The organism is Bacteroides sp. AF39-16AC, from assembly GCF_003602735.1.
Lineage (GTDB): Bacteria > Bacteroidota > Bacteroidia > Bacteroidales > Bacteroidaceae > Bacteroides > Bacteroides uniformis.
Genome location: NZ_QTLN01000002.1, coordinates 159,107 through 171,174 on the forward strand (window position 1 = coordinate 159,107; position 12,068 = coordinate 171,174).

A 12,068-nucleotide genomic window follows, 5' to 3' on the forward strand; every position below is an offset into this window, starting at 1 on the left:
CCGCTATTTTAGGTACTCTCGCTAAAAACACCTATTTTTGTCCGACTAATATTGAATGAGAGTGGCAGAATTAGGAAATCTTGATATTAAGAAAAATAGATGAAGCGGATATTGATAACTTTATATGTGCTTGCAAGTGTGGTATTGACTGCTGTAGCGCAAGCTCGTTTTACCTCGAATACAGAGATGTACAGTTTCGGCCAGATAGAATGGAAGCATCCCGTGACTGTGCAATATACCATCACCAATACGGGTGACCAGCCTTTAGTGCTTACAGAAGTGGAGCCGGATTGCGCCTGCTCCGTGGCCCAGTGGACAAAAACGCCTATTGCTCCGGGGGCAAAAGGAACAGTAAATGTGACTTTTGACGCCAAGGCATTGGGACATTTCCAGAAATCCGTGGCTATTTACAGCAATGCGCAACCCAATCTGGTCTATTTGAAGTTCAATGGTGAAGTAGTACAGGAAATCAAGGACTTTACCAAGACGCATCCCTATCTTATCGGTCAGATACGTATTGACAAGAACAGCCTCGACTTTCCCGATATTCAGCATGGTGAGCAGCCGGTGATTCATATCGGCGTGGTCAATCTTTCCGACCGTCCTTATGAACCGGTACTGATGCATCTGCCTCCTTATTTGCAGACAAAAGTAGAGCCCAATGTCTTGCAAAAGGGAGAAAAAGGAGTGATTACACTTACATTGAATTCGGAAAGACTGACTGGCCTCGGACTGACTCAAACGTCGGTCTATCTTTCTCGCTTCTCCGGTGACAAGGTGGGCGATGAAAACGAGATTCCCGTTTCTGCCATTCTTTTACCGGATTTCTCCGGAATGACGGAAGTGGAGAAGGCAAATGCTCCTGCCATCAGCCTTTCTACCAAAGAAGTTGATATGAGTGCGATATTGGCAAAGAAGTCAAAAGCACGTCAGGATATTACCATTACCAATACCGGGCGTTCTCCTTTACAGATAAACAAGCTCCAGGTATTCCACCCGGCAGTGGGAGTTAACCTCAAGAAGAGTGTATTGCAACCCGGTGAAAGCACTCGCCTGCGGGTAACGGTAGTGAAGAAGAATATAGGCAAGAAGCGCCGTCATCTGCGTCTGCTGATGATTACCAATGACCCGATGCAGCCGAAAGTTGAAATCAACATTAAAGCAAAACAATAAGAAGTCGTAAAGTCCTTCATAACTCATAACTTATAACTCACAAATAGCCATGGAACATCCCGAAAATAATGAAGCATATAAAGGCTTGGTTGTCAATGCAGGCATTGAGCAACCTTCATCGGTCAATCCTTACTTGAAGAACCGTCCCAGGCGGAAGAAACGCGAGCTTTCCGTATCAGACTATGTGGAGGGTATAGTGAAAGGTGATGTTACGGTACTCAGCCAGGCTGTAACACTGGTGGAAAGTGTGAAACCGGAGCACCAGGCTGTGGCGCAGGAGGTGATAGAGAAGTGTTTGCCCTATTCGGGCAACTCCGTCCGTGTGGGTATCAGTGGTGTGCCCGGTGCCGGTAAAAGTACCTCTATTGATGTATTTGGCTTGCATGTACTGGAGGAACACGGCGGCAAGTTGGCCGTTCTTGCCATTGACCCGAGCAGCGAACGCAGCAAAGGCAGTATTCTCGGTGACAAGACGCGTATGGAGAAACTCTCCGTTCATCCCAAGTCCTTTATACGTCCCAGTCCCTCTGCCGGTTCGCTGGGTGGCGTGGCACGCAAGACGCGTGAAACGATTGTGCTTTGTGAGGCTGCCGGTTTCGACAAGATATTTGTAGAGACAGTAGGGGTGGGGCAGAGTGAGACTGCCGTACATTCTATGGTAGACTTCTTCCTGCTGATACAGCTGGCGGGTACGGGCGATGAGTTGCAAGGCATCAAACGCGGCATCATGGAAATGGCCGATGGCATTGTCATTAATAAGGCTGATGGCGACAATCTGGAGCGGGCCAGGCTGGCAGCAACTCAGTTCCGTAATGCGCTGCACCTCTTCCCGACTCCGGAGAGCGGTTGGACACCCCAAGTGCTGACTTATTCCGGTTTCTATAATCTTGGTGTAAAAGAAGTATGGGATATGGTCTACAAATACATTGACTTTGTGAAAGACAACGGCTACTTTGAATACCGCCGCAATGAGCAAAGCAAATACTGGATGTACGAGACCATTAACGAACAGCTGCGCGACAGCTTCTACCACAATCCGCAGATTGAAGCGATGCTGACTGGCAAGGAAAAACAAGTGCTACAGGGCAACTTGACTTCTTTTGTGGCTGCCAAGAACTTGCTGGACACCTATTTTGCAGAACTGAAGAAATAAGGGCATATCCCTTTCCCTATATCGATGACTAAGGAAAACAACATGGAAGTGGCGCGGCGGTTTACCCGCCGCCTTCATGAACTCCCTTCTGAGGAGCTGGAGCTCATTGCCGGTTTGTTTGTACGCCGTGAGGTGCACAAAGGAGAACTGTTGATTAGTGAGAAAGATATAGCCAGGGATATTGTTTTCGTAGAGAAAGGACTGCTTCGCCAGTTCTATTTCAAAGAAGGCCGGGACATTACAGAGAACTTTGCCTGCGACGGTGACGGCGCTATGTGTATCGTCAGCCTTTTCACCGGACGCCGTAATTGCCTTCAGCTGGAATCCCTGGAGGAAGGCGTCATCTGGAGCATTTCGTATGCAGGACTGGTCGAACTCTCTGAGCGTTATCTGCATATAGCCCGTCTGCTTCGCCATTTATTGGAGGGGTCTTTAATGCTTTCCCAATATAAAGCAGACTCTTGGCGTTTCGAAACCTCACGCGAGCGGTATGCGCGCTTCGTCAGGGATTATCCGGAGATAGCCCGGCGTGCCTCAGTCAACCACATAGCATCTTATCTGTTAATGACTCCCGAGTCTCTGAGCCGGGTACGTGCCGGAGTACTGTGACGGTGGAACGGCTGTTTTATACGGCTTTCCCTTCTTTCTCGAAATCCTTGCGTGACTTGCTTTGTGTCACGATGTACACTCCCAGGAATACCAAGGCTATGGCTATTCCCTTTTCCAAATTGAACACTCCCAATCCTAAGATGATGGCAACGGTTGAGGCCACGATGGGCTGCATGTAGTTGTACATGCTCACCACAGTGGGGCGCAACAGCCTCTGCGCACTCATTATGAAGATATAGGCAAGGAAGCTTCCTCCCACAACCACATATCCCGCTTGCAGCAGGGCGGCTGTAGATATTTCGCTCCACTGTATGGCAGCCACGTCGTGGTAAGAGAACGGGATGTAGCACATGGAGGCATAGACAAACATCCATTTATTCAGGGTGATGGGAGAGTATTTCTGCGACAACCCCTTGAATACGGTCAGATAAATGGAGAAGCTGATTTGGGCGAGCAGGCAGAGAAGGTCTCCGATGAGGCTGCCATTGCCGGCACCGGTGGTCTGGCTGCTCATGATGAGTATAAATGCTCCCATAGCCCCTACAAAGATGCCCAGCACTTTCTTGTTGGTGACCGGTTCTTTCAGATAGATTGCAGCCACTATCATGGTGACGATGGGCAGCGTGGTTGTAACGATGGAGGCGTCTATGGGCGAAGTCATGGAGAGTCCGAAGATATAGACACCCTGATTGAATACCAGTGCGAAGAGTGCGGCGAAGAATATCTTCAGCATGTCCCGGTGGTCCACCTGCTCGCGCTTGCAGAACAAGGAGAGGAGCCAGAAGCAGGCAGCTGCGCCTACCATGCGGAATGTGGTTACTGACAACGCGGAAAACTCCACCAGAGCCGACTTGCCTATAGGTGCCATCAGGCCCCATAAGATATTTGCGGTAAGGGCGAACAGATGCCCTTGAATGTTCTTGTTCATACTCTTTTGTTCTTTGCGGGTGCAAAAGAACAACTATTTTCTGAAAAGAGAAAATCTTTCATTATATGATTTTTCTACCTTGCAGGCGTAGAAATAAGAGATTATCGTGTATATTTGCTTCTAATTAAAGCAAGAAACCATGGAAGTACAAGCCAATTACATCAAGCGTATCGAAATACACGGATTGTGGCATCGGTACGATATTGCCTGGGACCTGCGTCCTGACGTCAATATACTTTCCGGCATCAACGGAGTGGGGAAGACCACTATCCTGAACCGTTCGGTCAACTATCTGGAACAGACATCGGGTGAAGTGAAGAGTGACGAGAAGAACGGCGTACACGTCTACTTCGACAATTCTGCAGCCACCTTTATCCCCTATGATGTAATCCGCAGCTACGACCGTCCCCTTATCATGGGCGACTTTACGGCACGCATGGCCGATGCCAACGTGAAGTCGGAACTGGACTGGCAGCTCTATCTACTCCAGCGCCGTTATCTGGACTATCAGGTGAACATCGGCAACAAGATGATAGAACTGCTCAGCGGTGATGAAGAGCAGCGTAGCCTGGCTCCCTCCCTTTCCCTCCCCAAGCGGAAGTTCCAGGATATGATTGACGAGCTTTTCAGCTATACCCATAAGACGATAGACCGCAAAAGCAACGACATCGTTTTCTATCAGAACGGTGAACGCCTGCTGCCCTACAAACTGTCTTCGGGCGAGAAGCAGATGCTGGTCATCCTGCTGACCGTGCTGGTGCGTGACGATGACCACTGCGTACTCTTCATGGACGAGCCGGAAGCCTCCCTGCACATCGAATGGCAGCAGAAGCTTATCGGCATGATACGCAATCTGAATCCCAATGTGCAGCTTATCCTCACCACCCATTCGCCCGCAGTCATCATGGAAGGCTGGCTGGATGCCGTCACCGAAGTCAGCGAAATCTCATCCCTAATCCCTAATCCTTAATCCCTACCCAAGTGCCCACTTCCCTAAGACATAACCTTACTTCCGCCTATCTGGATGCCGCCCGCAAGTTGTCCCCCAAGAGAGCACGCAGGCGCATAGTGGCGTATGTGGAAAGCTATGACGACATCGCTTTCTGGCGGACGCTGCTGTCTGAGTTCGAGAATGAGGAACGTTATTTTCAAGTGATGCTTCCCTCGGCCACCTCTCTGGCAAAGGGCAAGAAGATGGTGCTGATGAATACGTTGAACACATCGGAACTGGGGCGCAGCCTGATAGCGTGTGTAGACAGCGACTACGACTTCCTGCTGCAAGGTGCCACCAAGGTGTCGCATAGGATAAACAAGAGTCCCTATATCTTCCAGACTTACGGTTATGCCATCGAGAACTTCCACTGCTTTGCCGACAGTCTGCATGAAGTCTGTGTGCAGGCGACGCTGAACGACCGGCATATCCTGGACTTCCCCGCTTTCCTGAAGCGTTATTCGCAGATTGCCTATCCGCTGTTTCTGTGGAATGTCTGGTTCTACCGCCAGCACGACACGCATACCTTCCCGATGTACGACTTCAACGCCTGCGTGCGCCTGCAGGAGATAAACCTGCGTCATCCTTACCGTAGTCTGGACGAGATGCAAAAGACGGTGTCGGCAAAGCTGTCCGGACTGCAAGCCCGTTTCCCCCGCTACATCGACCGGGTGGAGCAGCTGGGCACGGAGTTGGAACGTTTGGGACTGACTCCGGACAATACCTATCTTTATATCCAAGGACACCATATCATGGATTGTGTAGTGCTGAAAATCCTTATCCCGGTATGTACGGTGCTGCGTCGTGAACGCGAGCAGGAGATAAAGCGCCTGGCAGAGCATAACGAACAGTTCCGCAACGAACTGACGGGGTATGAGAACAGTCAGGTCAATGTATCCGTGATGCTGAAAAAAAACAGCGGCTACAAGAACCTTTATCTTTATCAGTGGTTGAAAGAAGACATTATGGAGTTCCTCGAGCGGGAGGAACAGTCGCGTAGATAAGATTGCCGTTATGATAAACATACGATTATGGAGATATTGAAGAAGATAGACGACCTTTTAATCGGGTGGGGCATATCCCCTTCCCGGGCTGATATGCTCGACCAATTCATTGCCTTCGCACTGATACTTGCCGTTGCTTTCCTGGCGGATGCCCTATGCCGGAAAATCCTGCTGAAGGTAGTGGCACAACTGGTGAAGAAGACCAAAGCTACATGGGACGACATCGTATTCGACCGCAAAGTGATGGTGCACCTCAGCCGCATGGTGGCTCCCGTCATCATCTATCTGTTTGTTCCATTGGCATTTGTCGAAGTCGGTTCATCGGCAATGGATTTCATCCGGCGTATCTGCCTTATTTACATCATCATTACTTTCCTGAGTTTCGTTAACTCGTTCTTGAAGGCTGTTTACAGTGTATACAGTGAGAAGGAGCAATTTCGTGACCGCCCTTTAAAGGGGATGTTGCAAACCATGCAAGTCATCCTATGGCTGGTGGGCGGCATTGTGGTCGTGGGCGAACTGATAGGCCGCGACCCGCTTTCGCTGCTTGCCGGATTGGGTGCTTCGGCAGCCATCCTGATGCTGGTATTCAAGGATTCCATTATGGGCTTTGTCTCCGGTGTGCAGCTTTCGGCCAACGACATGCTGAAGGTGGGCGACTGGATTGAGATGCCCAAGTACGGTGCCAACGGTACGGTGATAGAGGTAACGTTGAACACCGTAAAAGTGCGCAACTGGGACAATACCATTACCACCATCCCTCCTTACCTGCTTGTCAGCGACTCCTTCCAGAACTGGCGCGGCATGCGCGAGAGCGGTGGGCGGCGAGTGAAGCGCAGTATCAATATCGACATGACCAGCGTCCGTTTCTGCACCCCGGAGATGCTGGCAAAATATCGCAAGATACAGCTACTGAAAGATTATGTGGAGCAGACGGAGGAAGTGATTGAAAAGTACAATGTGGAAAACGGCATCGATAACTCCATCCTCGTCAACGGACGTCGCCAGACCAATCTGGGTGTGTTCCGGGCGTATCTGACGGCTTATTTGAAAAGTCTTCCCGACGTAAATCAGGAACTGACCTGCATGGTACGCCAACTTCAGCCTACCGACCGCGGTATCCCGATAGAGCTTTATTTCTTCTGTGCGCTGAAGGATTGGGTGCCCTATGAAGGGGTGCAGGCGGATGTGTTCGACCATGTGCTGGCAATCATCCCCGAATTCGATTTGCAGGTATTCCAGTCTCCGTCCGGCAGAGATTTCCAGCGGGTACTGCCTGCTGCTTCCGAAGAAAAAGGAGCTTGATTCCGACCATCAAAAAGTCCTATACCTATTGCATTTCTCATAGGGAGTTAGTACCTTTGAGTCGTATACTGAAAGGTCAGAACATCCCCATCTTTTCTCCCAAAACATCCCCATGTTTTGGGGTATTACATCCGGGTGTTTTGGGTGAAAACATCCCCATGTTTTGGGGCAATACATCCGGGTGTTTTAGGTACTCAGTCGTATAGTGAAAGGTACTCGGTCACGGAGTCTCTGCCGCAAGGTATAGGCTTTGTGTGAGCAGGCTATGAATATGCTTCGCGTCGGGCGGGAATATCTTTCGTTTTTTACTAACCTAATTATAAAGAAAGATTGGTATGTCAATGAATTATGTGGTCCGCAAGAAGGTGGACAAGAGTGGAGACAAGGAAGTGGTGCGCTACTACGCGGCATCAAAAGTGCTTCAGCCGGAACCGGTGAGCAATGACGAACTGGCCAAGAGGCTGGCTTTTGTCAGTTCCTTGCAAGTGGGCGACGCCCAGTCCGTGCTGGTGCAACTGCCGGATATTATAGCGGACTATCTGGCGAGCGGGCGCACGGTGAACATCAAGGGGCTTGGAAATTTCTATCCTGCCATCACCAGTGAACCGGTGGAGCGGATAGAGGAGTGCACGGCAGACAAAGTCCGTATCTCGCGTATCTGCTTTAAGGCGGCAGGTAGTTTTATGCAGCGCATCTACCGTCATTTGGACTTGTTCAGCTTCCAGGTGCAGGAATTGAAAAAGGAGTTGAAAAAGAAGGGGTGATTGCTTGCAACCTTTTTTCCTGGAAATAACGCGTGCCCCTTGAATGCTTTTCTGCTCCAAGGGGCACGTTGTTGAAAGAGGTTGTGTGCTTCTTTTATTATTTTCTTCTTTAGGATTATTTTACCCAGTTACCGGCCATCCACTCGCACTCTGCTTTGATGTCGTCGAATGAAGTATATTTCAGGCTGGTGTCGACGGTGTTTCCGGCAGACACAAAATTGTCGTTGGTATAGATGTTCTTCTCACTTCTCAGTTCAGAGTCTACGGTCATGTTGGCGAGCTTGGAAGTACCTGCCAGCAGGGCGTTTTCGGTCTCTTCGCTTTCCAGGGTGACGGCGTTCTTCTTGCCGCACACTTTGGCGCCGTCTATCTCTACCTGGGTGCCGCGACGCAGACGGATGCCACGGTTGCCGGCAGCGGAGTTATTGCCTACAAGGATGAGGTTCTTCAGTACCGGGTGGGCTACCGGGGTGGCTGCATAGTTGTTTTCGTTGTTGTCGGCTTCGATAAGGCAGTCGCAGTCGTAGCCCAGGGTTTCTTCGGCTTCCTGGTAGGCCACGAGGTTGGTGGCGGTACCGTTCCAGCCTTCAGTCCAGTCGAAGGAGTCGTCGCTGCAACTTACGGATACCAGATTGCTGACGTTGACCGAGCCACCGAAGAATTCAAAGCCGTCATCGGAACCTTTGTAGGCTTGGCAGTACTCTACGGTGGTGCCATTGCCTACACCGTAGAAGGTGATACCGTTGGCTTCGTGCTCACTGTCGAAGGCATAGCCGCTGTATTCCACACGCACGTATTTCAGCGTGCCCGAATTGTCGGCATCGTCGTTGCCGCCATAAGTGGCACCGCCTATCTCGGAGCTGCCCTTACCGCCTTCGGCATTGGTGTGGGCCTTGCCGCAGATATGGATGCCGCCCCAAGCTCCCGGCTCTTCCTTTTCAGAAGTCATGACAATGGGGGCGGAGGAGGTACCGACGGCATTGATTTTACCGCCTTGTTTCACGAGGATGTAGTCCACGATGTCGTCGTAGATGGAGATAATTTTCACACCGGCTTCGATGTTCAGTGTGGCACCGTCCTCTACGATGTATTCGCCGCTCAGTTTGTAGGTGCTGCCGGCGGTCAGCGTTACGTCGGAGGTAATGGTACCTTTCAGGGTCGTGCCGTTTTCGATTTCATTGCCGTTTCCATTGTTGCCGTTGCCGCCATTGTCGTTGTTGTCATCGCTGCTGCAGGCGGTGAGGACAGACATTCCGGCTATCAAAGCCAGAGAGTAGGATTTCCATTTCGTTGCTTTCATAATTCCATTGTTTTTTAGTTATTGATTTATTGTAATGGGTTCTGTTGGTATGGTATGCGGTCCTTACAAGTTATAGCTTATCCCCACTTCAAAGTTCGTTCCTTTGCGGTAGCGTTCCACCTCCATTTCTTGCCCCGTGGTGGGAATGTCTTGCTTGAAGATGACGTCGCGGTTCAGCAGGTCGTTCACTTGCAGCTTTAGGCTGAAGTGCTTGCTCAGGCTATAACCGGCACTGAAGTTCAGTGTATGCAGAGCTTGTTGTTTCACGTCACCCAAACCTGATACGCCTACTGCGTGGATACGGCTGCCTTGCAGGTTGTAGAGCAGGGCAAGGTTGAGCTGCCTATCCTCACCGAAGCGGGGAGAGTAGGTGAGGTCGGCATTAACCAGGATGGGCGATGCACCTTGCAGGGAGCGTTCCTTGTTGGTGTAGGCACCACCTTGGGGTAGCTTCACGTTGGTGTACATGTAGCTGGCATTGGCGCCCAGTCGCAAATCTTTGATGAGTTGCTTTCGGAATTCCACTTCTACACCGCCTGCCATACCATTGTCGGCATTCTGGAAAGAGTGTTCCGTGGCACCGCCTTTCAGTCGCTGGATACGTTCGATTGGGTTGTCCAGATACTTGAAGTATCCGGTTATGGAAAGCATGTCGCCATTCTTCTTGAAGAGTTCGTAACGTAGGTCGAAATTGAAGTTATATCCGTTCTGCAGGTCTTCGTTACCGCGGATTTGTGCTGCTCCGTAGGATTCTTCGTAGAGGAACGGTGCCATCTCGATGAAGGACGGACGGGTGATGGTACGTGAGGTGGAGAAGCGGAGGCTGTTCTCTTCGTTGACCGTGTATTTCAGGTTAATGGCGGGGAAGAGGTCGTTCTTGTCCAGGTCGCGCCGTTCTGCATACCGCTCGCCGCCGTCTGTGGCATATTTCACCCACTGCTTGCTCAGCTCGTAGCGCACGCCGAGATTTACCAGCAGTGCGGGTATGGGGTAGAAGTCCGTAAGCAGATAGCCGGAGTAGATTTCATTGCCGGCCCGGTAGCTGTCCTTGGGCTGCATCTTACGTTCCAGGACAATGGTGCCGTTGGCAATGTTCTCTTGATTGAGAAAGCCGTCGGTGTCGTAAATGTCGGTGATGGTGGGGTTCAGCTTGTTGATGTTGTAATAGAAGCGGGTACCCATATAGTCGCGGCTTTTGTCCTTATAATTGAACCCCGCTTTGATAAAATTGTGGTCGTTCCACTTCCACTTCAGGGCGAGACTGGCATTCCACTCTTCCTCATTGAGTTCGCCGAAGTAGCGCATGGTTTCCTGGCGGTTCAGTTTGAAGAGGCTGAGGCTGCCGTCGTCGGCTTTGAGATACATTACTTGGCGGCGGTCGGGCTCTTCACTACCGGTTTTGCTGTAGGAACCGCCCCAGGCCAGTTGCCATGTGTCGTCCGTGCCAAAGTTGTGCACGCCGTTCAGTTGGTGGTTCTGTAGCGTGTAGATATGGGTGATGTTGTTGCTGCCGATGAGTTCGTGACCTTCGGCATCGGCACCTTCGCGGCGCTGGTAGGTGTCGATGGCGTTGCGGGCGTAGAAGAAGGTGTAACCGATGCGGTCGCTGCGGCGCAGGGTATATCCGAGGTAGCCCAGTGCGGCGAGTTTCAGTTCGTTGGCATAGCTGTCGTAGGCGAAGTTGTCTTGTACGTTGCCCGTGGCTTCCAACGTTTTATAAAAGGCGTCGTTCATATTCTGGTATCCGTTGCTGGCACTAACGGAGGCCAATAAACTTAATGTCTGGTTACCGATGCCGAGATTCTTTCCAAAGCCAAGGTTGCCCCCAAGTTCGGGCAGGGAGTTCTTCCTCTCTACAGCAAACGAAGTGTTGAAGATGTTTTTGGTCTTTACGTATTCATCAAACTCTTGCAAGCCCAGGTTGAGTGCAGCCTGGTCCAAAGTGGGTGTCTTGAAGAGCGAACCATCTCTATCCATCTGGAATCGCCCTTTTCCTAAAGTGTTGAACTTACCGCCGGTATTGAGGCTGATGTTGAAGAAATCTTCCGTAATGTTCTCTTTGGTGCTGATGTCAATGTGGGCACCACTGTAATCGGCAAAGGCACTGGCATCATACACCTTGCTTACTGTTATGTTCTGTACAGTACTTGACGGAAAAAGGTCAAGGGGAATCAGCTTGTTGTCCGGATTGGGTGAGGCGATGGGCAGGCCATTCAAGGTGGTGGTGCTGTATCGGTCGCCCAGTCCGCGGACGATGAGCTGCCCGGCGCTGGCAATGGAGATACCGGTTATTTTCTTTACCCCTTCCTCTACATTGCCGATACCTTTGATGCTCATCTCTTTGGAACCGAGGTTTTCGATGGCGAGGGTTGCCTTCTGCCGTTCCATCTGCAGGGCACGTTCGCCTTCGAGATTCTTTTTTGCTATGACGGAGACTTCTCCCAGGGTTTGCGCGTCACTTTCCATTTCGAAGTTCAGCACAATCTCTGTGTTGCCTGCCTGGATGTTATCCATCCGGATGTCCTTGTAGCCCACATAGCGGATGAGCAGGGTATAGTTGCCCGGTTTTACGTCTATGGAGTAGTGCCCGTCCAAGTCGGCAATGACACCTTGACGGGTTTCGGCTATCTGTATGGTAGCTCCCGTCAGCGGTTCTTTGGTTTGTCGGTCGGTGATTGTCCCTTTGATGGTTCCCGCCGTGGCAGCCATGACGGAAAGTGTGAGGAATAAAATAAGGAAGAAAATCTTTCCCAAGTCTAATTTCATGCTCATCTCTTTTCTTTGTACGTTTTTTAATCCGCTGCAAAGATGAGGCAATGACATTACACCGGTGATACATGG

The 12,068-nt window shown here is 50.7% G+C and carries 10 protein-coding genes; 7 read left to right on the forward strand and 3 right to left on the reverse strand.

What is annotated here, in order from left to right; translation table 11 throughout:
• The first annotated feature begins 99 nt into the window (after nt 1-99).
• Genes DW039_RS02830 through DW039_RS02840 form a run of 3 tightly spaced genes read left to right on the forward strand, consistent with a single transcriptional unit; the run spans nt 100 to nt 2,935 of the window.
• Nucleotides 100-1,173 carry a DUF1573 domain-containing protein gene (locus DW039_RS02830; protein ID WP_005824010.1) on the forward strand — a complete coding sequence of 358 codons (1,074 nt, stop codon included), beginning with the start codon at nt 100-102 and terminating at the stop codon, nt 1,171-1,173.
• Between the two features lie 49 nt (nt 1,174-1,222).
• Nucleotides 1,223-2,326: a methylmalonyl Co-A mutase-associated GTPase MeaB gene (gene meaB / locus DW039_RS02835; protein ID WP_117588661.1), complete on the forward strand. Its 1,104-nt coding sequence runs from the start codon at nt 1,223-1,225 to the stop codon at nt 2,324-2,326.
• A gap of 24 nt (nt 2,327-2,350) precedes the next feature.
• Complete coding sequence (locus tag DW039_RS02840) at nt 2,351-2,935, forward strand: Crp/Fnr family transcriptional regulator (RefSeq protein ID WP_005824006.1); 585 nt, start codon at nt 2,351-2,353, stop codon at nt 2,933-2,935.
• A gap of 16 nt (nt 2,936-2,951) precedes the next feature.
• Here the strand turns inward: DW039_RS02840 and DW039_RS02845 are convergent, their stop codons facing one another.
• The gene (locus tag DW039_RS02845; RefSeq protein ID WP_009037165.1) at nt 2,952-3,863 is read right to left on the reverse strand and encodes a DMT family transporter; all 912 of its coding nucleotides are present in this window, start codon (nt 3,861-3,863) and stop codon (nt 2,952-2,954) included.
• Nucleotides 3,864-4,002: 139 nt separating this feature from the next.
• On the opposite strand from DW039_RS02845, the gene DW039_RS02850 reads away from it, so the two are divergent.
• The 4 genes from DW039_RS02850 (at nt 4,003) to DW039_RS02870 (ending at nt 7,927) form a co-directional block, all read left to right on the forward strand.
• Nucleotides 4,003-4,833: an AAA family ATPase gene (locus DW039_RS02850; RefSeq protein WP_009037164.1), complete on the forward strand. Its 831-nt coding sequence runs from the start codon at nt 4,003-4,005 to the stop codon at nt 4,831-4,833.
• An 11-nt stretch (nt 4,834-4,844) separates the two neighbouring features.
• Nucleotides 4,845-5,858, forward strand: coding sequence for a DUF4435 domain-containing protein (locus tag DW039_RS02855; protein WP_117588660.1), 1,014 nt, complete (start codon nt 4,845-4,847; stop codon nt 5,856-5,858).
• Between the two features lie 27 nt (nt 5,859-5,885).
• Nucleotides 5,886-7,163, forward strand: coding sequence for a mechanosensitive ion channel family protein (locus DW039_RS02860; RefSeq protein WP_009037162.1), 1,278 nt, complete (start codon nt 5,886-5,888; stop codon nt 7,161-7,163).
• A gap of 335 nt (nt 7,164-7,498) precedes the next feature.
• Nucleotides 7,499-7,927: an HU family DNA-binding protein gene (locus DW039_RS02870; protein WP_057088570.1), complete on the forward strand. Its 429-nt coding sequence runs from the start codon at nt 7,499-7,501 to the stop codon at nt 7,925-7,927.
• Between the two features lie 115 nt (nt 7,928-8,042).
• Here DW039_RS02870 and DW039_RS02875 read toward each other — a convergent pair whose 3' ends face one another.
• Both DW039_RS02875 and DW039_RS02880 read right to left on the reverse strand, forming a co-directional pair.
• Nucleotides 8,043-9,227: a hypothetical protein gene (locus DW039_RS02875; RefSeq protein WP_057088568.1), complete on the reverse strand. Its 1,185-nt coding sequence runs from the start codon at nt 9,225-9,227 to the stop codon at nt 8,043-8,045.
• Between the two features lie 63 nt (nt 9,228-9,290).
• Nucleotides 9,291-11,999: a TonB-dependent receptor gene (locus DW039_RS02880; protein ID WP_181981455.1), complete on the reverse strand. Its 2,709-nt coding sequence runs from the start codon at nt 11,997-11,999 to the stop codon at nt 9,291-9,293.
• Nucleotides 12,000-12,068: the final 69 nt, after the last annotated feature.